Genomic DNA, 21,522 nt, shown 5'->3' with positions numbered 1-21,522 from the left:
ACAGTCAAATTTAACATTAAATAATGTTTTCTTTCATTATATTATCCTAATACTTACTTTTGACCATAGTACGCAAATGCACCATGTTTTCTAAGATAATGTTTATCTAATAAATTTAGATCCATTGGCGGGATTGATGGACTAAGATTAAGTGTGTGATAACCCATTTTACATACTTCTTCTAAAATAACAGCGTTATGGAGTGCATCCTCTGCATTTTTCCCCAAGCAAATGGACCATGACTATATACTAATACAGATGGTATTTCATTTGGATTAATCCCACGCTGTTTAAACGTTTCAACAATGACATTTCCAGTTTCTAACTCGTAGTCTCCATTAATTTCTTCTTCTGTTAACCTTCGTGTGCACGGAACTGAACCATAAAATGTATCAGCCTGGGTGGTACCAAGCGCTGGTAGATCTCTAGTTGCCTGTGACCAAATGGTTGCCCACGTTGAATGCGTATGAACAATTCCACCAATATCCTTAAAATTTTTGTACAGCACTAAATGAGTGCTAGTGTCAGATGAAGGCCTTAATTTTCCTTCAACGACATTCCCTTCTAGATCAACTACGACTAAATCTTCTACTTTAAGCTTCGAATACTCTATTCCACTTGGTTTAATAACGACAAGTCCTGAATCACGATCGATTCCACTTACATTTCCCCAAGTAAAAGTCACTAAATTATGTTTAGGTAATCCTAAGTTGGCTTCTAACACTTGTTCTTTTAATTTTTGGAGCATCGTATCTCACCTTTCATCTCTATATTTTTCATATTCGTTTTTTAGCTTGAATACTAGTAAGCTTCTATTTATCTCCAAATGAGACTAAAACTTTGTTATAGTGTAAAGTTCGATCAGCCATGCCTTTTAAATACTGGCCAACTTCATTAACCTTAATTTTATGAGAAATCATTGGCTTGAATTTCAGATCACCTTTTGCCATAAAATCTAAAGTTGCTTTCCAGGAAATACCGGGATACGGAGCGGTGTATGAATTCCATGTACCTTGAATTTTAATTTCACCGCGAAGAATATGTTCTGTTGTTTCTTCTTCTAATGGAAGGTTTGAATGCGAGATGCCAATGAATACGACACGACCTTTTTTCTTAGCAGCTAAAATCGATTGCTGTTGAGTAATTTTGCTTCCTGCTGTTTCAGCAACGACATCTGCTCCACCATCCGTTAATTCGCGAATTCTTTCCACGACATTGTGTTCTTTTGCATTAATCGTGAGGTCTGCACCTAGTTCTCTTGCCAACTCTAACTTATCTTCGAATATGTCTACCCCAATAACCGTTGATGCACCAAAGATTTTAGCCCACTGAATGGTTAATTGCCCTATCGGACCACAGCCCATTACGACAACTGTTTCACCTGGTTGAATATCTGCTTTTTGCAAACCATGATAACCAATTGTTGCAGGTTCAATTCCAGCAGCAGTTTCAAAATCTAGATCATCATCAATTCGCAGAACATGTTCTTTTGGTGCTTTTACATACTCGGCAAATGCGCCGTTGCTGCCTGTTCCGATAATGTTATAGTCTTCACACAAGCCATAGTCACTAGCTTTACAATATTTGCATTCACCGCACGGTACGAGCGGAGCAACGACAATACGATCTCCAACCTCAACATTTTTCACATTTGCGCCGATTTCTGCGACCTCACCAGTGAATTCATGTCCTAAAATCAGCGGATACTTTCGCGCACCACTTACCATTGCACGTGGAACATCCGAACCACATATTCCGCAATAAACTACCTTAATTAATACTTCATTTTCATCTATTTGAGGTATATCTACTAGCTCAGTTTGAAACTGGCCGAGTGAGTGTAACACCGCTGCTTGCATTTTTCCATTCATCACAGACTTCTCCCTTATTTCCATAGATTTTCCACGCTAATTTCCCTTACATATATACATTTCTTTGTAAAATAAAGAGTTTTAATTAATAAGTCAGCATGGAAATCTCTCATGCTGACCAGATATTTTCTTTTCTTCTATACCGTTAATCCTTTTGGCTTCTACTACTATAGTAGATAGCACCAACGATAATGACACCTTTTAAAACCCGTTGAACATACGGAGAAACTCCCATTAAATTTAGTCCATTACTTAAGACACCCATTAATAAAGCACCCAATAACGTTCCAAAAATATGTCCACGGCCACCGGCAATACTAGTTCCACCTAACACAACGGCAGCAATCGCATCTAATTCGTATCCTTCTCCAGCCATCGGTTGACCTGAGGAAAGTCGAGCTGTCATAATCAAGCCACTAATGCTGGCCGTTATTCCGCTGATGAGATAAACCAAAGTCTTAATTCTTTTTACCTTAACACCAGATAAACGAACCGCTTCCTCATTTCCACCAATCGCATAAATATGGCGGCCGAATGGTAAATGATTAAGAATAATATATGCGACGATAAAAACCAAAATCATGATCACAGCCGGCATAGGAATTACATTAAAAAGGTATCCTTTTCCAATAAAAGCAAATGAACTAGGGACACCTGACAAAGGGTATCCACCTGTATATAGGAGTGCAATTCCTCTTGCCACTTCCATCATAGCCAAAGTAACAATGATGGCTGGAATTCTTGCATAGGATACAAAGATTCCATTAATATAACCAAGTAAAGCACCTAACAAAATACCAATTAATACGGCTAATATTGGCGACATTCCACCATTTATCATTAAACCCGCCATGATCGTTCCGGTTAAGGCCAACACTGATCCCACTGATAAATCAATTCCACCAGTTAAAATGACAAAAGTCATCCCAACTGCTAAGATTCCGTTAATCGATACTTGCCTTACAATATTCGAAACGTTTGTTGCTGAAAAAAATTCCTCAGTAAAAAAACTGAAAAAGATACATAGAATAAAAAAGCCAAGTAAGGTTAAAAATTCTGGGTTTTTAAAGGTTTCTTTTAGAGCAAATGGTTTTACTTTATTTAACTGAATTGCCTTTGTTTCATTTTGTACTCCATTCATATAGCGACACCCCCAACAGCATAGTGCATTACGTTTTCTGAAGTTGCTTCTTTTCCATCTATTTCTTTTTGGATTTTTCCTTTGTGCATAACAAGCACTCTGTCACTCATTCCTAATATCTCAGGTAATTCTGAAGAAATCATAATAATGGAAATTCCCTTATCAGCTAAATTTCTCATTAACTTATATATTTCTTCCTTAGCCCCGATATCAATTCCACGGGTAGGTTCATCAAAAATTAAAATATTACATTGTGTATTAAGCCATTTCGCTAAAACGACTTTTTGTTGATTCCCACCGCTTAAGTGTTTGACCTTCTGCCTACTGCTTGGGGTCTTTATTAGCAGCTCTTTAATAGATTGGGTAACCATCTCTTCCTCTTTCTTTTTATCAATAAAACCGAGACTTTTAGAAAGTTTCTTAATGATCGGTAAAGAAATATTATTCTTAACCGTCATGTCAAGTACTAAGCCCTGTGTCTTTCTGCTTTCTGGAATTAAACAGATCCCGTGTGTTAAAGCATCTGAAGGATTTTTTATCTGGACCTTTTTTCCATTCAAATAGACTTCCTTATCTTTTGCAGCGTCCGCACCTATAAGAGCTCTAACCGTTTCTGTTCTGCCTGAACCTACTAATCCTGCGACCCCAAGAATTTCTCCTTTTTTTAATGAAAAACTAATTTCTTTAACATGACTATTATTTAACCTTTTAACCTCTAAGAGTGGTTTTTCATCTATTCCTTTAGGAGTTGGCCGATCAGGAAATGCATTAACAATTTCTCTTCCCACCATCATTTTCACGATATCTTGTTTGGTACAATCAGCGACTTCTCTTGTGCCAACATATTCGCCATCTCTTAAGCACGTTAGGCGATCACACTTTTGTAAGATTTCGTCCAAGTGATGAGAAATATATATAATGGTTACACCATTTGCTTTCAACGTATCAATTAACTCAAATAATTTATCAATTTCTTTCCCAGTTAAACTCGCTGTAGGTTCGTCGAAGATCAACACTTTTGTATCAATGGCAATCGCTTTAGCAATTTCAATAAATTGCTGATTGGCAATGCTTAATCTTGCTACCGATTTAGTAAGATCAATTTTCGCATTTAATCTTTGCAAAACTTCCTCAGCTTGCTTTTTCATTTTTCGTTTGTCCAATAAACCATTTACCTTCTTCAGTTCACGCCCCAGAAAAATATTATCAACACCATTTAAATATGGAATTAAGCTAAACTCTTGATGGATAATACTAATCCCTAACTTTTGTGCTTCCTTAGGATCTTTAAAGATAACGTCTTTTCCTTCTAACCGAATTTTACCTTTAGTAGGGCTGTATACACCCGAAAGGATTTTCATTAACGTTGACTTACCTGCGCCATTTTCCCCTACTAAGGCATGAACTTCACCGCGTTTTATGTTTAAATTAACGCCATTAAGTGCTTTAACCCCAGGGAATTCCTTAGTTATATTCTCAATTTCCAATATATAATCCAATGAAATCACCTTTCTTTTCCCTACAGTTATTATTAGAGCGCTCTAAGAAAAATCCTTAAAGCGCTCGTTTGTAGATAAATTACCAGCTAAAGCCTTTTGCATTTTCTTTTGTTTGTAATTTAACATCAATAGGTACGGCAGTTGGTACTACTTTTGCACCCCAATATTTAGCTAAAGCCATTCCAAGTCCGATTCTTACTTGGTCTCTTGGGAATTGTGCAGTAGTCGCTTTAAATGGACCATCTGCTAAAATTGCTTTGATCGCTTCTGGATGACCATCTACACTATAAAGGAATACATCACGACCAGAGGCCTCGATTGCTCCTAGTGAACCTAAAGCACCCTCGTCATTAACACTGAAAATTGCCTTAAGATCTGGATGTGCTTGTAACATATTTTCAGTTACGCTCATTGCTTTTTCTCTGTTTTGTTTACCATTCTGAGTATCTACTAATTCAATTCCAGGACTTTTAGCAATAGCAGCTTTGAAACCTTCTACACGCTCTAAAATAGGTACTACTGGAATACCATCTAAAATAGCTACTTGACCTTTTCCGTTTAAGTCTTTTACCATTTGTTCTCCAGCAAGGTATCCTGCATCATAGTTTTTAGATCCTACAAACGAATCAATTGGACCTTCAGCTTGAGCGTCAATTGCTACGACAATAATACCAGCATCTTTGGCAGCTTCTACTGCACTTTCAACACCCTTACTATCAGTAGGGTTAATTAATAAAATATCGATACCTTTTTGAATCATATCTTCAATATCATTTATTTGTTTACTAACATCATGGTTTGCATCGGCAATAATTGTTTTTGCGCCAACTGATTTTGCAGCATCTTCAAATGCTTCATTCATCGAAATAAAGTAAGGATTGTTCATCTCTTGAAATGACATACCAATTAACAGCTCTTTATCACTTGCGCTTTTTCCTTCTGATTCTTTTTCTCCCCACTTGTTTTATCAGAAGAACAACCTGCCGCAACGAACATGACTGAAAAAACTAAAGCAATTAAAAATGCCAATGATTTCTTTTTCATTAGTAACCCCCGAAATAATTTTTATTTTTAATTAAAGACTACAAATCAAATTATCCTCGTTAATCACCCCCTTCAAGTAATGAATGCGTTTGCAAAAGGACATAATAAAAAGTGCCTCATTTAGCAAACCTATTATGTTTCATAAAACAAAACATAATAAGCTCATTAAACAAGGCACCCATAGCCTTGATAAATTTTATACCAGCCGTAAGTATAAAATTTATCGTATATTTTATTTTCAATTTTCCATTACTGTGAACTTAAGAGTAGAAACAAAGTTATTTAAGTTAATTGAATTATATAAATCTGTATTACAATAGTCAAGATTATTTTTAATTAATATATAACATTTTTTCAAAAAAATGTTTTTACTCACTATAAAACAATGATTCTGCTTGAATAAGCTCTTTCGCTACCACTACTAACTTCTTGTTGTTATCTCTACTCATTTTTTGTAGTCGTTTCATTGCTTCTGGTTCCTGTAAATTCATTCTTTTCATGATAATTCCTTTTGCTTTCTCTATATGTTTACGTGCGTCAAGTGCAGTCTTGGTGTCGTTCAACTCGTCATGCAGTTTTTGTATTTCTTCGAATTTAGCCATGCTAATATTTATGGCTATTTTCAATTCTTTTATATCGATTGGTTTTAATAAGTAATAAAGCACGCCTTCTTCTGTAGCTCTATTGATTAGTTTTTCATCAGAATAACCACTAACAATGATACTTGGAATATATAATTTTTCATTTATCTTTTTAATCGCTTCGATCCCATCAAGATTAGGCATATTAATATCCATAATCACAAGATCTGGTTTTTTCTCTAGTGCTAATTCTACAGCTTTTTCTCCGTCAGTAGCTTCTCCAACCACTTCATGTCCTAAATTTTCAACATATGATTTCAACGCCATTAAAATCAAGAATTCATCTTCAGCAAGTAAAATACGTAACGATTTTTTCATGTAATCTTCCCCACCCAAGTAAGCATTTAATTATCGAAAAATAGTTATGTAACAGGATTCTCCATGATGATATTTTTTGGTAATATAGCTTTAACCTGATATTTCCGTTGGAATCATTTCTGCCCTTACTTTGGGATAGTCTCCCGATATAGAATACGCTTTCATTTTATTAATCTTAAATACTTTTAAACATTTTTGTAAAGATATTTTTTAATATGATATAAAATAACACTATTAGTATAACACATATTTAAATATAACATATTAATTACTTAAAAAATTTTTAAAAAAATGATATTTGGAGGTTTACATTGTCAAAGTATATTTTTGAAATTCAAAACTTAACATATAAAAGTTCTAACGGAAATATGGAAAACGTTAGTTTAAATCTTGGGTACGGAGAAATTCATGCATTAATTATAAAAAGCAGCTCTGAACAGAATGTTTTTATAAATTCGTTAAAGGACACACAAGAAAAACTGGGAGAACAAGGAGTATTTAAATTTAAGGATCAACTCATAGTTAACAATAATCTAAGAAAAAATAAGATATTAATCATGCAGCAAAAACCATTATTGTTTAATCACTTTTCAGTAGCCGAACATCTTAATTACTCGAATTTACCTACACGTAAATATTTGCCTTTAATAAATTGGTGGAAAGTTAGAAAAAGAGCGGAAAATATCTTAATGAAATTAGATTTTCAAATAAATCATCATACCAAAGTAAACAAATTGTCTGAGGAAAACAAAAGAATCGTTTATATTGCCGGAATATTTATGGAAAGACCCGAAGTTATTATTATGCAAGAACCAATGGAGGGTCTTTCCGCAAATTATGCTGCCAAGTTACATAATATATTAAAACAGTTTAAAGATGATGGCGGAAGTATCATTTATGTTACGAAACAATGGGAAGAAGCGATTAAAGTATCTGATCGGATATCGATACTTTCAAAAGGAAAAATTCGAAATGAAATACCCGCAGAAATTGCAAAAAGGGATCCTCAAAAATTGTTAAGAGCCATTGAAGATTATAAATTTAAAGACAACAATATGTATAAGGATGACGATAGACAAACTGTTCTTGAAGCAATTTTTAAGGCTGCAGAATTCTTAACATCTGAATATGAACTTAAAGATGTATTATTATTATTGGCTAAAGAAGGAAGAAATGTAATGAATGCTGATGGTTGTTCGATCAAATTAATTGACGAGCAAACATGGAGCATAATCGATGATTTTGGTATCAATGAGAAAAATTTAAAAGCCCAATTAAAAAAAGAAGCGATCGTTAACATTGCAAAGGAAAACGATATATTTTATGTAAATGAAAACGATAAAGAATTTAACTTGTTGTTTGAAAAAATTGAGAATGTAAAAACATTTATTTGTATTCCAGTATTAATACGAAACCAAGTGACCGGTATCATCCAGTTATATTACGAAAACTTATATGTCTATTCAAATGAAGAAGCTAAATACTTGTCGACTTTAGCCCGTCATGCTGCTATTGCGATTGAAGATACTAGATTAATTGGAAGGTCAGCCTTTTTACAGGAGAGTCATCATCGAATAAAAAATAATCTTCAATCCATTGTTGGACTTATTTACCTACAAAAGGTATTTGTTAAAAACAACCCCGGCATTTCGATCGATGATGCATTAGATAGTATTATTTCTAGGGTAAAAAGCATTGCCTCTGTCCACAATCTTTTGTCTAAAGACAAATTAGGGAGAAGTATAATTAATGCTAAAGAAATAATCGAAGCGGTGATAGACCTTATAAATACCGATCCAAATATTATCATTCAATTAGATTTGGATGATATATTAATTCCCTATAACAAGGCTACGTCTATTGCATTAATTATAAATGAATTAGTCATCAACTGTATTAAACATGCCTTCTTAAACATGAATTCCGGTGTAATTGACATAAAATGCAAACGGAATGATGAATTAATTTATTTAGCGGTTAGTGACAACGGAAGAGGATTACCTGAGCATTTTAATTTAAAACAAGGAGAAAGCCTTGGTTTAACGATTTTACAAGGAATTGTTACGAGTGATTTAGGTGGGACCATAAATTTTGTTGGTAAGGACGGAACGACAGTTGAAGTAAATGTACCAAACAACAGAATTTTCCCGCAACTATAAAAGCCAGTGAAACTCTTCTACAAATCGACCAACGGGCAGGAAATACTAACTTATAGTTAGCGTTTTCTGCCTATTTTTTTATGCAAAAAAAGCCTACCTCCCCCAAGAAAATGAGGAAGATAGGCAGTAGTGATGGTTTTATATTGATTACCAGTTAAAGTCCAAAATAACTCTTTCCCAGCTTCTATGCTCTGCAGCATAATCCATTGCTTTCATAAAATCATTGGCATTATGAATGGCATTAAATTCTGCTGGAAGAATTGCTCTCAACGTCTTTTGATATTCAGTGTCTTCCATCGCAGACAGTACTGCATGAAAATCTGGACAAGAACTACGGCTGCTTCCGAATAATGAAAGCCCCTTTTCTAAAACGTCTCGAGTATTAATCGGTACCCTTTCCTCAGATACTCCCATTAGCACTAAAGTACCACCACGGGCTAATAGATCGATTCCTTGGTTCACAGCACTTTCACTGAATTTACCTCCTGTACACTCGATCACAACATCCATTCTTTTTCCTGCTTTAAAATCATATTCCTGAACTAGAGCACACTTTGCAAATCCAAACTGTGCAAGTTTCTCTGGAATGGCCCCAAACACGGTTAATCTGGTCGCATCAAGACCATAAACATGATGAATCATTGCAGCTGTTAAATAGCCAACCGGTCCATCTCCAAAAACAGCTACCGTAGTATTTGGTGAATTTAATTGACGCTTTACTCGGCTCAATGCTTGATAAGAAACTGTGCACAGTTCAGATAAAACGGCAATTTCATCAGGTACATGGTCAGGTATTGGGATCGCGCAATCTGCTGGTATAACTAAACGGTTTTGCGCAATACCATCATAGCCACTTCCCAAAAACTTATTTTTTTCACTGTAATTATCGATAAATTCTTTTTCACAAAGAAGACTACATTCTTTCGTGTCTCCCTCCCCTAATAACTCCCAGGTATATTAGGGACAATCACGACTCTTTGTCCAACCTTCACCTTATCTGATTTGCTATCTATCACTCTACCAATTCCTTCATGAATCAAAGCCATTGGTAATTTTTTGGCCATTACTTCTGGACTTCTAAGACCCATGTAATATCGTAAATCCGCATGACAAATACTTCCTAATATTGGTTCAACCACTACTTCTCCTTCATGTACTTTTCGCTCAAGAATGACTTCTTCCACTTTACCAGGACTTAAAAGTCTAAATGTACGTGATTGAAACGCTGTCTCTGTATGTTGCATTTTTTCTCCCCTAATAAACATTTCGATAAAAATTGTTTGGTCACATTTTAACCCTTACCATGTAACTCGTTGCTCGTTTTTGCTTTTTAATGTTCATTTATACTCGATATTTAAAATATACGGAGAGTTTTGTGGGGTGTCAAGCCAATATAAAATAAAAAATTAGTATTTTTCACATATCAAGCAATTTCATGCTCATATATGTTCGCTATTCTGATTTTTTTACACAAAGGTATTGCTCAATATTGCTCGATTCTGTTAAAATGATACATAGTAATGTAAAGGCTTTCATAAGGGAGGGGCTGTACATATGAAAAATATTAAGTACTCAATTGGAATTGATTATGGATCTGAATCAGGAAGGGTTCTTATTGTAAACATAACAACTGGAGAAATAAAAGGAATGCAAGTAATTCCTTATCGACACGGAGTCATTACGGAAACTCTACCAAATTCATCAAAAAAGATTCCAAAAGGAAGTGCTTTACAACACCCCAATGATTATATTGAGGTATTAGAACAAGGAATTCCCCTAGCAATCTCTAAAGCTGGAATTAAACCAGAGCAAATTATTGGGTTAGGTATTGACGTTACGTCTTCAACATTAATAACCGTCGATGAAACCCTAAAACCTTTATGTCTTCACAAGGAATGGCAAGATTCACATCACGCCTGGTTGAAACTTTGGAAACATCATCATACAAAAACTCAAACCGAAAAAATTTATAAATTGGCAACTCAGCGAAAAGAAAAATGGATGCGTCGGTTAGGTTATAATATCTCAGAAGAATGGGCGGTCCCAAAAATGCTCGAAGTTTTTGAGGATGCACCAGATGTGTATAACGCAACGACATATTTTATAGAAGCAGTAGATTGGCTTGTCTCGATTCTTACTTCAACCTTAATTAGAAACAATTGCTCCTTAGGATTCAAAACATTTTGGAGTGAAACAGATGGGTTCCCTGAAGAGTTCTTTAAAGAACTGAATCTTGAATTTGGTTCCACCATTCTTTCCAAATTGGATGGAGAGATTAAAAATATTGGTACTTGTGCAGGATTTCTTTCTAAGGAATGGTCGGAGAAACTTTCACTTCCAGGAGGGATTGCCCGTAGCAACGGGGATTATTGATGCACATTCAGCGGTACTGGGAACAGGAGTATATCAACCTGAAACCTTCCTTATGGTGATGGGAACTTCAACTTGTCATATGATGATGCACTCCGAAGTAAAAGAGGTTCCTGGAATTTCAGGTGTCATTAAGGATGGAATATTACCGGCTTTTATGCCTATGAAGCAGGTCAATCCGCAGTAGGTGATTTATTTGGCAGCTATGTTAAAAAACATGTTCCGAAATCCTATTACGATGAAGCACAAGAATTAGGCGTATCTGTGTTCAATCTCCTGGAAGAGAAAGCTAGCAACCTTATACCAGGAGAAAATGGGATGTTTGCACTAGATTGGCATAACGGCAATCGTTCAGTCTTATCTGATGCTGATCTGTCGGGTGTATTAATCGGTCTAACTCTTCATACAAAACCCGAAGAAATTTATCGCGCCTATATGGAAAGCACGGCATTTGGAGCCAAAATTATCGTAGAAACGTTCCGAGAATGGGGAATGAACGTTGAAAAAATTGTAGCATGTGGTGGATTACCGCAACGTAATACTCTTTTAATGCAAATTTATGCTGATATTCTCAATATGCCGATCCAAATTTCACAGTCCGAATATGCCCCAGCAATTGGTGCTGCCATATTAGGAGCAGTAGTAGCAGACAAGGAAAATGGTGGATATAGCGATATACAACAGGCTATTCAGCATATGGCCCAGCCTCTTGAAAAGACATACTATCCAAATGCAGAAAGTGTAGCTGTCTATGAAACTCTTTTTAAATATTATAAAGAGATGCATGACTACTTTGGTGTAAAACATGTCAATTTAATGAGAACACTTAAACAACTTCGTAATCATTCACGGGAAACATCGAACTTAGCTTCTGTAGGAAAATAATAATTTGAAAAAGTTTATATAACATAGAAAAGCTAGGGGAATTATTTTTTCTCCTAGCTTTATTCTTTTAAATAGTAGACTTCAGGTTGAATCAACCTTTTCAGGTTACATTAATAACTTTCATTATCCTCAGGACCTTAATTACTGATTTATAAAACTCGTTCTTTTCATAAATAGCGCTTCTCTTTGTAAACCTTTCCTTCAAATATCCTACAAGATTAGAATCTGTACAATAAACAAAACTCCCCTTCTGCCCTCGAGTCATCAGTGTTCTGTATGTATTAATATTAATTTCATCAGTAAACTGTATGGCTTTTTCTGCCTGAGCTTTCAACATCTTTTTCAAACCTTTTAAAAGATTACCCGTTTTAGAACGTTATGACAATTCAAGTAATATTTTTCAAATACTTTATTTTGTTACCATGCTTAAATTGCAAGCTCCTCTTTTAAGTATTGGAATTAGGATTGTAGTATTTTTCCATAGCTAGAACTACAGAAAAACTTGAATATTGTATCCATTCTTTTTTTATTTCATATCCAGTCAATGAATCATGACTTAACGAGCCTAGAATCACTCAATCCATTTTCATTTCATTTGCCATTTTCATCCTCCTTCTTAAGCTTTAGCAAAATAAAATCAACCGAAATCAGCGTGATATATTACTCAAGAACAATTGCTGTCCAGAAGACAGCAAAAATAAATCAGAATTAGTTCATTTTTTTATCGGTTACACACAACTACTTGCAAAGTTTTGCTCAACACTTCTTTGGATCGAAGTTTCACATGTTTGTGATCAAAAAGACAAAACAAACCACGAATAATAAATGCCATTTTTATAAAAAATAGGATACTGAGAAAGTTTTTACTAGGGGGTTGCTATTATGTTCAAGAAGTATATTTTTTTTAGATCTGTTTTCGTTATCTCCCTTTTAATTGTGTTTCTATCTTTAATAAAACCCAATGAGGCCAGTTCTTTTTCCAACAGGATCATTCAGCGAGGAGCAACGGGTGGTGACGTAATAGAACTACAATCAAGACTCAAACATGTAGGCTTCTTTACGGGTAAAATCGATGGAGTGTTCGGATGGAGAACATACTGGGCATTAAGAAATTTTCAATATGAATTTGGTCTTCCCATTGATGGTGTCGCGGGTCCGACAACGAAAACCAAACTTGTTAAGGCAACTAAAAACTATAAACCAGCACCTGCCGGGGCCAAAAATACGACTAAAGTTACATCCACAAACTTACCAAATGGCTTTTCGCAAAATGATATTAAGTTAATGGCAAATGCCGTTCATGGTGAAGCTAGAGGAGAACCGTATATTGGTCAGGTTGCTGTGGCTGCTGTGATATTAAACAGAGTGAATAGTCAATCCTTCCCGAATACAGTTTCTGGGGTTATATTTGAACCTGGGGCTTTTACGGCCGTGGCGGATGGCCAAATTTGGCTTACCCCAAATGCTAATTCTAAGAAGGCAGTGCAGGATGCAATAAATGGCTGGGATCCAACTGGTGAAGCGATATACTATTTTAATCCTGCAACTGCAACGAGTAAATGGATTTGGGGCAGACCCCAAATTAAAAAAATCGGGAAACATATATTTTGTAAGTGAGTATACGCCTTCCACAAAGGAATCTAAACAAAAAGGAAAATGAAGACAACTACACAAACGGTCCCATTACGAGAAAATACTAAAAAGCTTTGGAAATTCCAATTAGAATTGCAATAGAAATACAAAAAAAACGCAATTCATGCGTTTTTTTGTACATTTATCCCTCTATTTGATCTGCTACCTATTCTCAAAAAACCAGTTTATTAATACATGTTTTTCGTTAAATATACGGTCATATATATGTCCATAGTTTTTCTTTATCCATTTAAATTTTTTGTCATTGATTTTCCGGCATCCTGGTAATTCTGTATTCCCATTTAGGTTCTACCTCAACTTTTCGGGTCATCGTTGAATTGGGTCCTTTACCTTTAGCCAAACCTCCCGTTTTATAATTTGATTTTATTTCTGTTTTAACCCTTTTTTTTAATTAACTGACATGTAAATACAAACATTTGTCCCCGAATCCCTTTGGATCTTTGCTGACCTATATCATTATGGCAAGTTCTCCATGTTATAGCCTTTTTTAATTGAGAATTGGCATTTTCGGGATACTCAGGATTTAACTTTCTATCAAATAATTCCACAACAATATAATTGAAGGCAGTTTTTTTCCTATTGAACCCCAGCAATCAAAGTCAATAACATCAATCCATTTCTTTTTAGTATCAATACCTTTGACTAAGTTTTTTGTAATGTACACGATGGTTGCCTCTTCAGATTTTAAGTAGTCAAAATACTCGTTTAAGATTTTTTCTTCATTAAATTTAGCAATATTACCCATGTTTCCAGCTCCTTTAAAAAAATAAAAGCCACCTGTTAAATTAAAGGCCCTCGAAAATGGGACACTTTATTTTAACTAGGTGGCTATAAAATAAAATTTTATATACCAAATAAGGAACTTATTTGGATGCCATCTTTGGATTGAATCCAAAGAAACTATTAACTTTATCAATAAATTTATCAAAATTATATTTATTTGTCAATCCTTTCCATTAGCACTTTCATCCCTATCCTGCTACTTTACTCTATTCCAATTTCGTTACTCCACTGACCCTATTTGTCTGTATAGACGGCATAAGGTGTCGGACAAATATTCCTTTGTCTAGTTTAGCCATAAAATACGTCATTACTTCTGCTACCACGATCGCTCCTAAGATATCCAAAAGCACATGCTGTTTAATAAATTGAGTGGAAGCGATAATTAAAACAGACATCAATGTAACTGAAACCTTATAAATACGAGGTATGCCCTCACCAACCAGATAAGCTTTCATCATCAAATAGGACGTCAAAACATGGATACTTGGAAAACAATTAAACGGTTCATCTGAACGATAAACAAAATGAACTAAATTGATTAGCCAATTATCTCCAGTTAACTGCGGCCGAGGGACATGAGTTTGATAGACAATATAAACGCCATAGCAAATCAAACGACCAATATTAAACTGCAACAATGTTTGAAAAAATAATTTTCGATTCTTATAGGCCAAATATAGGAAACCAATAAATATAAAAACATACCAAAATAGATATGGAATCACAAATATCTTAATAAATGGTATTTGACGATCTAAATCGGTGACAAGACTATGTACCTTAGGCCCGGGATGATTGAGGTAAACATAAATTAGACCTAGCAATGGGATGGATATAAGAGAGCTTACTGTCAGTAAATATGATTTTATCGTTTCCTTCTTCATACAATTCCCTCCTAATCTCAAAGAGCAAGGAAATGGGCCGCATTCTTTGGCAAAATACCTTTTCTCTGTTCCTTTTCATCATATTCTATATTTCTTAAGAAAAAGTTAACGAAAATCTTAAGATATTGTGAATGTGCTCAATCATTTGAAAAAAATCAATTTTTTGATCAATGTTTTAAATAGTCTCCTTATTTGCCAGACCCGATAGTGTTTATGTAAGTAATGATAAAAGCATTATTGAAGGAAAAGTGTTCGCTTATGCGACCAATAACTCTCCTCAGAAAAATATATTTTTACATATTTTGTTTTAAAAACCGTATATTGAGAGAACCCTTTTCAAATTTAAGGAGATACTTATTTTTTTCTGCTTGCTATAAAATGACAAAAACGGCAGTGGAATAATCCACTACCGTTTTATGATTTATATATTTGACTTTAAGACTTCATTTTTGTCCATTTGAAACATAAAAATTTATATTTCAGTGTTTAATTTAGCAGATAATCAGGGGTGCGTTTGTCTAGTTCAGAAAAAAGATTTTTATACTGTACAATACATAATTCACCTAAAATATAACATTTTTTAATGTAATTATGTAACTCAGTAACATGTAATGGATTCCGTTTCATTTCTACTATAAAACGTTGTATTAAATCTTCTAATAACATAGAAATCAGCCCCTCTTCCCCTATATCTAAAAGATTTATATCTATAAAAAGTATCAATCGGATATGATTGCCGTAGGCAAGATGGGGTTACCTTACTTTTTAAAATATGAAAAGAAAATAACCTAACAGGAGTACGGTGGTTATATTGAACTGCTGGAGAATTTTATTAAGTTGGCAAAGAAATGGGATAAACCGATCGCCCTCCATGCCATATATGAGGATGCACCGCTTGTTTGTGGTCTTTTGGATGATTACAGCCACAAGAATGTACCATCTCTGCCATGTTTTTTACCAGCAGTTGCCACGAAATTTAACACTTGCTGTCCAAGTATTTACCAATAGAAAAACATCAAAGATTTTGAAGTAAAAAAGCCTAAATGCTCCTTTTTTGAACTGTGCCCCCGTTTACGGACAGTTTAAAAAAGCGCCTATGCAGCTAATAAGTGGCCCAGGTATTGTACCAGGGTCATTTTATTTAAGCCCCATTGATAACGGTGATGGTTATATTCTTCGATTACTCGATCTACTTCTCTCTTAACCTCTTTTAAATTATCTAAGGATTTATACTCTGCTAAATCCTTAAAATGTCCAAAGAAGCTTTCCATTGGTGCGTTATCCCAACAGTTTCCCTTTCGGGACATTGATTGAGTTATGCCAAGCTTTTTCACTTTGCTTTGGAATAGAGGATGCGTATAGTGGACACCTTGGTCAGAATGTAACATGGCTTCTGGGTGAAAATGATTGCTGACAGCTACTTTTAACTTTTTTAACGTCTTATAGACGATATCCATCTCTAAAGATGTGGACAAGTGGTACGCAATAATTTCCCTTGTAGCTCCATCCTTTACGCAAGATAAATATGCTTTTTGACCCTTTCCAAAATAGAGATAAGTAATGTCAGTAAGCAGGACTTTCCCTGGTTCTTCCTGATTGAATTCTCGGTTAAGAAGGTTAGGGCAGGTTCGATGTTCCTGGGTTGCCTTGGCCATCTTACGATAGGGATTGGCCTTCCTTACTTTGGTTACAAGATTATATTTTGCCATTAGACGCCTAATTTTTTTGTGATTCATTATGGCTGTATAATCATTCTCCATAATCATTTTAATCTGGAGGGCACCTACTTTTTCCTTTTTGCTAATGAAAATTTCTTGGATTAACTCTATATCCAATTCATCCTGCTCGTCACGTTGTGCACGTAAAGGTGCAGCCTTCAACCAATCATAGTAGCCACTACGGCTTACACCTGCCAGTTTACACAGGAAGGAAACAGCTTTCTTTAACTGATGTATTCTTAACGTTTTCTCGATTAGAGAAAACTTTTCAGCTGCCGTTAAAATCGTTTCTTCTTCAGCGCCTGCCTTTCTAACTCTTCCAGCTTTTTTAGGAAGTCATTCTCTGCCTCAAGGAATTTAATTCTTGCCTCAGCTTTTCGTAATTTCTCTTCCACGGAAAGATGCTTTGAAGAAGGGCGTCCTGTACTCCCTTTGCCTCTGCGTTCTGTAAGGAAACCATCCTCTCCAAACCTTTTATACGAATCCCTCCAACGCCTAAGACAACGTTTAGGTTGATCTTTACCGATCATGTTGAGGTCAAAGCCATGTTCAATAAAGATTTGTGATGGTGTTTTTCCACTTTTGTAATCCGTAACTGCTTTTACCTTAAATTCCAGGACTATACGAGATTGACCTTTCAGAAACGCTCACAACATTAGGATTCTTCTCAAGCTCTTTAATTTGGAATTCATTATAAATATTCTTACTCATGATAATCCTCCGCCCATATTCATTAAATCTATTGAAACACAAAAAACCCCGGATAGGGGCACTTTTTTATCAGTGTCCGTTATCCAGGGTATAGTTCATTTTTAGGATTTAGGCTTTTGGTCTTCAGCAGTCACGCCGATTGTGGAATATCATTTTCTATTGAATAGTATCGTTGTACTGTTCAGAAATCATTGTTTAACTTATAAACTTTTTCAGAAAAATGGCGATTAATTAATAAAATTAATGACGGTTAACCATAAAACGGCATCGGAAGGTACTGTTTACCAATGCCGTTTTTGCCTCTTAAATAACCACGGTGAACCATTCCACAAGTTAGGTAAGCTAGAAGAATTTCAATCTTAATGTTTCCACACTCAACATGGCTTGAGTGGTGGTCGCATAAAATTATAGATGTAGTAATGTTTACCCTATACTTTTCAAATAATAATCATGTTAGCATGTGAAAGGCAATATTACATCATGCCTCCGAAGGTTGAGAGTGTGTAATATCTAGAACGTTTTATACATAAAGTCCATTATTTCAAGGAATTAAATTATAGGTGCAACATCTTTAACGGAAAATTACCATTCTTCATGACATTGCGTTTAGATTACTCTTGTAAATTTATCGACATTACAAAGAAACTTGAATTGGGTTATATGAGTAATACTTTTACCTAATCCACTAATTTAACGCATAATCATGCCAACTTCTATTATTTCTAAGAATTCCTATAGTTTGTTAAAAGAGAGAATAAATTTTGCTTGCGCTCGCCCAACAGCTACAGCAGTTTGATTTAATAGATAGTCAATTTGAATTACTTCAGCTTTTTGCTTTTCATACTTTTTATTTTTTTCAGATAAATATCTAGACTTTGAAAAAGCATCTCCTACTAAGGCTATGACATATGTTTGAGAATTTGGTTTATTTTGAACTTCCTTTAACTTTCTCCAAATCTCCTCAGCTGTCAAATTATTTGGGTTAAGAATCTTCCTATTTGCTTTTACTTTATAATACTTGTTAACCCACTCCTTCTCCCAATAAGAGTAATTAGGTCTTCTTTCGCTTTCTTTATTAACATAATCAAGATTTTTAACAATCTGTCCACAAACCTCTTGAAAAGCTGAAGCAGACAATTTGGATTCACCCGCTTTACAGTGAATGAAACAAACTGTATCTGTTGTTTCACTAATTGTAATAAAATCAGCAATCTCAGATTGTAAATCCGTACAAATAACATAATCAGCCTCTTGTAAAAGGGTTTTTATCGTAGATGTATTAGTAGTAATATTGGCTCCTTTTTTTGCAACCAAATAAAACAGTGAATTTGGATCCCACATTGTTTTATAAACCTTAGTACCGTTTTTCTTTTTACCTTTTTCGTTTATTTTTTTTGTTCGAGTTGGCAGGGCTAATTCATATTCATCAAAAAAGTTTTCAAGCCAACTATAATCAGAAGGAATACCAGTTTTATAGAAATCCCCCCTAAAATAGCGGTGGGTATTACCTTCTACGATAATTTGAAAAGCCTGCTCTTCATTCAACCAATCTAATAATTGAATTTTACTTTTATTTTTTCTTAAAATATACACATTTGGATCAGTTGTAGGTTGGGTGTATATAAGGATATACTTACCTTCTTTTAATGAAAATTTAATTTCTATCTCATATGAATTACCATCCCACTCAAGTTCAAACTTCGAATCTTTTATAGTATAAAATAATTGGTCTAGCTCCGTTAAAGTTCCATAACTTGTTCTTAAATCAATGTCTTCTGCATTTGACTGGAGTAGAATTGATTTTGGGACTACTTTTGCTGGAATATCTGATATAGGAGCAAAGCGATTAAAAATTCCATGCTCTTGATAAGATGTATTTGTTATTTTCGTATCTATCTCTTCTAATCAATCTAAGTATGAAGGTAAAGTTATATATTCTGTACCTTGTGATATACGTGCATTAGAAAACCCTATGTAATTCCTTATACTCGGAGTCCCTATCTTTTTCTTCCTACTTCCTACCAAGGTAGTACAAAGATTAAACTTATCATTTACATCAGGAACCATTGTAGATACATCTTGTGAATCCACAATCATTCTGTTGAAACTATTATAATTTATACTCCCATTTTGTATAGTCACTGAGGAAATATGAGAATCATTCGATAAAATTTTCTTTAACTGAGCTGCATTAACTTTTTTCCACTTATCATAAATGAGAGAAGGTATATATTGGTTACTAGAATAATAATACAACTTATTTTGAAGTAAACGAAATACTGCAATTTCTAATTTGATTTCAAGAAAGCTATCATTAACCAAAATACTACTATTTTCGTACCTTGAATATACGATACAGGCAGTCTGTTTATCTCCTATATTAATTTTTTCTAGTATTAAGAAATCTAAACTATTAAACTCATCTATAATATTTTCGCTAAAGTCATTAATATACGACTCTACATCATTAATATCCTCAATGGCTTCAAAAACATTTGCCTTCATTGGTAATTGATATTTTTTTATTCTTTCTTCAATTGTCTGGTCATCATTCACAGAAAAACGTTTTAAAAACTTCTTATTAAGATAAGTTGTAGAAGGATTAGCATCTTTGACCTTCATAAAATAATCATAGTATCTGAATACTATTTCTTCAGGGTTTAAAGATATTAATCTTTCATACTCTGTATATGAGTCCCACCAATCTTTTTGATATGTTTCATTCTCCCTTAGCAATATTATTGCCTTTCTAGGTTCGCTTCCTTGTCTGATAACCCGACCAATTTGTTGTATTAATGAACGTGGATCAGGTAGTGGTTCATAAATACCTAATATACAAAACTGTTGATTATCAATACCTTCTATGAGTTTATTTTGATGAATCCAGATCCTTACATCGCTTGTTCTAAAATCTTCTGGAACATGGACTGTTAATAATTCATTACTATCATTCTTAAAGCGTTCATGTATACCAATTACTGACACCTTATCCTTCAATATTTCAACCATTGCACGTATTTCATCGGCACTTCCACAACGGATAATACACTTAATTTCTTTTTCGTCACAAGATTCTTCAAGAACATAATCACTATACCTATTATATATCCTTTCAGCGAAAGTCTTTATTTCGTTATCAATGTTCATATATTCAAACGCAATATCTCTAATAACCCCTGAGTTTTCGCAGCTTCATATAGTATGAATAAGTATAATTATTATCTAGTTGAAATTTATTACTATCATTACGAACCGGCGTTGCAGTAAATAAAATAATATTTTTTCTCAAATGATCTTATGACGGATTGCCAAGTATTAGCGGGTTCCTTATGTCCTTCATCAAACAATACCAAATCTACTTTGTTTTTAAGGCCTCTATATAGTTCATTGTGGTTTTCTTTAAGCGTAAGTAATGATTGAATGGTACAAATAAAAATAGTTGGTGAATCTGGTACGCTTGTTAATTTAGATGGAATAATCATATGAATAGTTTTAGTAAGACGAAAAGAAAGCCCCATTTTAACCCATACTTCATTTGATATATCTTTTACTATTTGATCTCTGACGGCTTTTGTAGCAGTAACTACAATTACAGACTGATTAGGAGTAAGCTCGCTTCCAGTTACTGCAATAACTGTTGATTTCCCTGTACCCATTGGCATTTTAACAAGTGCCTGTTTCATTGAATCACTTGAAATATATTGTCTAATCATTGAGAGGGCCTCTATCTGATATGGGCGTAACGCTTTTAATAATCCCTCATCTAGTTGTGCATCAATCATTATTTTCACTCCTTTTGATCAAATTTAAAATTTTCAAAACTACACCTCTAGGTTCTTTTACAT

General features: G+C 34.4%; 21 protein-coding genes and 2 pseudogenes. 6 read left to right on the top strand and 17 right to left on the bottom strand.

Going from position 1 to position 21,522, the window contains the following annotated elements:
- Positions 1-53: 53 nt before the first annotated feature.
- From araD to RGF10_RS11565, 7 genes and pseudogenes are all read right to left on the bottom strand, one after another.
- Positions 54-748, bottom strand: a pseudogene (gene araD / locus RGF10_RS11595) (L-ribulose-5-phosphate 4-epimerase).
- Positions 749-812: 64 nt separating this feature from the next.
- On the bottom strand, positions 813-1,871 hold the full coding sequence (locus RGF10_RS11590; RefSeq protein WP_318509159.1) for a galactitol-1-phosphate 5-dehydrogenase: 1,059 nt from the start codon (positions 1,869-1,871) through the stop codon (positions 813-815).
- Positions 1,872-2,016: 145 nt separating this feature from the next.
- Positions 2,017-3,012, bottom strand: a complete 996-nt coding sequence (locus RGF10_RS11585; RefSeq protein ID WP_318509157.1) for an ABC transporter permease — start codon at positions 3,010-3,012, stop codon at positions 2,017-2,019.
- Positions 3,009-4,511: a sugar ABC transporter ATP-binding protein gene (locus tag RGF10_RS11580; RefSeq protein ID WP_412176706.1), complete on the bottom strand. Its 1,503-nt coding sequence runs from the start codon at positions 4,509-4,511 to the stop codon at positions 3,009-3,011. Before RGF10_RS11580 ends, RGF10_RS11585 begins: the two co-directional genes overlap by 4 nt.
- Before the next feature lie 79 nt (positions 4,512-4,590).
- On the bottom strand, positions 4,591-5,412 hold the full coding sequence (locus tag RGF10_RS11575; RefSeq protein ID WP_318509153.1) for an ABC transporter substrate-binding protein: 822 nt from the start codon (positions 5,410-5,412) through the stop codon (positions 4,591-4,593).
- A 5-nt stretch (positions 5,413-5,417) separates the two neighbouring features.
- Positions 5,418-5,555 (bottom strand): hypothetical protein, encoded by a 138-nt coding sequence (locus RGF10_RS11570; protein ID WP_318509151.1) that lies wholly within the window; start codon positions 5,553-5,555, stop codon positions 5,418-5,420.
- A 368-nt stretch (positions 5,556-5,923) separates the two neighbouring features.
- Positions 5,924-6,514, bottom strand: a complete 591-nt coding sequence (locus RGF10_RS11565) for an ANTAR domain-containing response regulator (RefSeq protein WP_318509149.1) — start codon at positions 6,512-6,514, stop codon at positions 5,924-5,926.
- 311 nt (positions 6,515-6,825) lie between these two features.
- Here RGF10_RS11565 and RGF10_RS11560 point away from each other — a divergent pair, with 311 nt between their 5' ends.
- Complete coding sequence (locus tag RGF10_RS11560; RefSeq protein WP_318509148.1) at positions 6,826-8,673, top strand: histidine kinase dimerization/phosphoacceptor domain -containing protein; 1,848 nt, start codon at positions 6,826-6,828, stop codon at positions 8,671-8,673.
- 147 nt (positions 8,674-8,820) lie between these two features.
- Here the strand turns inward: RGF10_RS11560 and RGF10_RS11555 are convergent, their stop codons facing one another.
- Together RGF10_RS11555 and RGF10_RS11550 are read right to left on the bottom strand one after the other, a co-directional pair.
- Positions 8,821-9,534, bottom strand: a complete 714-nt coding sequence (locus tag RGF10_RS11555) for a zinc-binding dehydrogenase (protein WP_318509146.1) — start codon at positions 9,532-9,534, stop codon at positions 8,821-8,823.
- A gap of 77 nt (positions 9,535-9,611) precedes the next feature.
- Positions 9,612-9,917, bottom strand: coding sequence for an alcohol dehydrogenase catalytic domain-containing protein (locus tag RGF10_RS11550; RefSeq protein ID WP_318509144.1), 306 nt, complete (start codon positions 9,915-9,917; stop codon positions 9,612-9,614).
- Between the two features lie 310 nt (positions 9,918-10,227).
- Between RGF10_RS11550 and RGF10_RS11545 the strand changes: the two genes are divergently transcribed.
- From RGF10_RS11545 to RGF10_RS11535, 3 genes are read left to right on the top strand one after another with little or no spacing between them, the layout of a single operon-like run.
- Positions 10,228-11,046, top strand: coding sequence for an FGGY family carbohydrate kinase (locus RGF10_RS11545; protein ID WP_318509142.1), 819 nt, complete (start codon positions 10,228-10,230; stop codon positions 11,044-11,046).
- Positions 11,021-11,230, top strand: coding sequence for a hypothetical protein (locus tag RGF10_RS11540; RefSeq protein WP_318509140.1), 210 nt, complete (start codon positions 11,021-11,023; stop codon positions 11,228-11,230). The genes RGF10_RS11545 and RGF10_RS11540 overlap by 26 nt, the downstream gene beginning before the upstream one ends.
- Entirely contained in the window at positions 11,188-11,928 is a 741-nt protein-coding gene (locus RGF10_RS11535) for an FGGY-family carbohydrate kinase (protein WP_318509430.1), read from the top strand. Before RGF10_RS11540 ends, RGF10_RS11535 begins: the two co-directional genes overlap by 43 nt.
- Positions 11,929-12,028: 100 nt before the next feature.
- Here RGF10_RS11535 and RGF10_RS23850 read toward each other — a convergent pair whose 3' ends face one another.
- Positions 12,029-12,265 (bottom strand): DNA/RNA helicase domain-containing protein, encoded by a 237-nt coding sequence (locus RGF10_RS23850; protein WP_412176705.1) that lies wholly within the window; start codon positions 12,263-12,265, stop codon positions 12,029-12,031.
- Between the two features lie 545 nt (positions 12,266-12,810).
- Between RGF10_RS23850 and sleB the strand changes: the two genes are divergently transcribed.
- Positions 12,811-13,545 carry a spore cortex-lytic enzyme gene (sleB, locus tag RGF10_RS11530; RefSeq protein ID WP_412176704.1) on the top strand — a complete coding sequence of 245 codons (735 nt, stop codon included), beginning with the start codon at positions 12,811-12,813 and terminating at the stop codon, positions 13,543-13,545.
- Between the two features lie 559 nt (positions 13,546-14,104).
- Here sleB and RGF10_RS11525 read toward each other — a convergent pair.
- The 3 genes from RGF10_RS11525 to yppF all read right to left on the bottom strand — a co-directional run bounded on the left by RGF10_RS11525 (position 14,105) and on the right by yppF (position 15,914).
- Entirely contained in the window at positions 14,105-14,326 is a 222-nt protein-coding gene (locus tag RGF10_RS11525) for a hypothetical protein (RefSeq protein ID WP_318509138.1), read from the bottom strand.
- Positions 14,327-14,570: 244 nt separating this feature from the next.
- The gene (locus tag RGF10_RS11520; protein WP_318509136.1) at positions 14,571-15,248 is read right to left on the bottom strand and encodes a phosphatase PAP2 family protein; all 678 of its coding nucleotides are present in this window, start codon (positions 15,246-15,248) and stop codon (positions 14,571-14,573) included.
- A gap of 486 nt (positions 15,249-15,734) precedes the next feature.
- Positions 15,735-15,914: a YppF family protein gene (gene yppF / locus RGF10_RS23845; protein ID WP_412176703.1), complete on the bottom strand. Its 180-nt coding sequence runs from the start codon at positions 15,912-15,914 to the stop codon at positions 15,735-15,737.
- A gap of 171 nt (positions 15,915-16,085) precedes the next feature.
- Between yppF and RGF10_RS11515 the strand changes: the two genes are divergently transcribed.
- The gene (locus RGF10_RS11515) at positions 16,086-16,256 is read left to right on the top strand and encodes a hypothetical protein (protein ID WP_318509135.1); all 171 of its coding nucleotides are present in this window, start codon (positions 16,086-16,088) and stop codon (positions 16,254-16,256) included.
- An 86-nt stretch (positions 16,257-16,342) separates the two neighbouring features.
- On the opposite strand, the pseudogene RGF10_RS11510 reads toward RGF10_RS11515, so the two are convergent.
- The 4 genes and pseudogenes from RGF10_RS11510 to RGF10_RS11495 all read right to left on the bottom strand — a co-directional run bounded on the left by RGF10_RS11510 (position 16,343) and on the right by RGF10_RS11495 (position 21,459).
- Positions 16,343-17,677, bottom strand: a pseudogene (locus RGF10_RS11510) (IS3 family transposase).
- A 732-nt stretch (positions 17,678-18,409) separates the two neighbouring features.
- On the bottom strand, positions 18,410-19,270 hold the full coding sequence (locus RGF10_RS11505; protein ID WP_318509133.1) for a hypothetical protein: 861 nt from the start codon (positions 19,268-19,270) through the stop codon (positions 18,410-18,412).
- 312 nt (positions 19,271-19,582) lie between these two features.
- Entirely contained in the window at positions 19,583-20,824 is a 1,242-nt protein-coding gene (locus RGF10_RS11500) for a helicase-related protein (RefSeq protein WP_318509131.1), read from the bottom strand.
- A 98-nt stretch (positions 20,825-20,922) separates the two neighbouring features.
- Positions 20,923-21,459 (bottom strand): DEAD/DEAH box helicase, encoded by a 537-nt coding sequence (locus RGF10_RS11495; protein WP_318509130.1) that lies wholly within the window; start codon positions 21,457-21,459, stop codon positions 20,923-20,925.
- Between the last annotated feature and the right edge of the window lie 63 nt (positions 21,460-21,522).

Origin of the sequence: Bacillus sp. T3, from assembly GCF_033449965.1 — a bacterium.
Lineage (GTDB): Bacteria > Bacillota > Bacilli > Bacillales > Cytobacillaceae > Bacillus_BU.
This window is presented reverse-complemented; position numbering and strand designations above follow the sequence as displayed.

What these genes read in the sequence shown, in the direction of transcription:
- RGF10_RS11590 (WP_318509159.1), bottom strand. Translation starts at nt 1,871, where the DNA reads ATGAATGGAAAAATGCAAGCAGCGGTGTTACACTCACTCGGCCAGTTT.
- RGF10_RS11585 (WP_318509157.1), bottom strand. Translation starts at nt 3,012, where the DNA reads ATGAATGGAGTACAAAATGAAACAAAGGCAATTCAGTTAAATAAAGTA.
- RGF10_RS11575 (WP_318509153.1), bottom strand. Translation starts at nt 5,412, where the DNA reads ATGTCATTTCAAGAGATGAACAATCCTTACTTTATTTCGATGAATGAA.
- RGF10_RS11570 (WP_318509151.1), bottom strand. Translation starts at nt 5,555, where the DNA reads ATGAAAAAGAAATCATTGGCATTTTTAATTGCTTTAGTTTTTTCAGTC.
- RGF10_RS11565 (WP_318509149.1), bottom strand. Translation starts at nt 6,514, where the DNA reads ATGAAAAAATCGTTACGTATTTTACTTGCTGAAGATGAATTCTTGATT.
- RGF10_RS11550 (WP_318509144.1), bottom strand. Translation starts at nt 9,917, where the DNA reads ATGCAACATACAGAGACAGCGTTTCAATCACGTACATTTAGACTTTTA.
- RGF10_RS11545 (WP_318509142.1), top strand. Translation starts at nt 10,228, where the DNA reads ATGAAAAATATTAAGTACTCAATTGGAATTGATTATGGATCTGAATCA.
- RGF10_RS23850 (WP_412176705.1), bottom strand. Translation starts at nt 12,265, where the DNA reads ATGTTGAAAGCTCAGGCAGAAAAAGCCATACAGTTTACTGATGAAATT.
- sleB (WP_412176704.1), top strand. Translation starts at nt 12,811, where the DNA reads ATGTTCAAGAAGTATATTTTTTTTAGATCTGTTTTCGTTATCTCCCTT.
- RGF10_RS11525 (WP_318509138.1), bottom strand. Translation starts at nt 14,326, where the DNA reads ATGGGTAATATTGCTAAATTTAATGAAGAAAAAATCTTAAACGAGTAT.
- RGF10_RS11520 (WP_318509136.1), bottom strand. Translation starts at nt 15,248, where the DNA reads ATGAAGAAGGAAACGATAAAATCATATTTACTGACAGTAAGCTCTCTT.
- yppF (WP_412176703.1), bottom strand. Translation starts at nt 15,914, where the DNA reads ATGTTATTAGAAGATTTAATACAACGTTTTATAGTAGAAATGAAACGG.
- RGF10_RS11500 (WP_318509131.1), bottom strand. Translation starts at nt 20,824, where the DNA reads ATGAACATTGATAACGAAATAAAGACTTTCGCTGAAAGGATATATAAT.
- RGF10_RS11495 (WP_318509130.1), bottom strand. Translation starts at nt 21,459, where the DNA reads ATGATTGATGCACAACTAGATGAGGGATTATTAAAAGCGTTACGCCCA.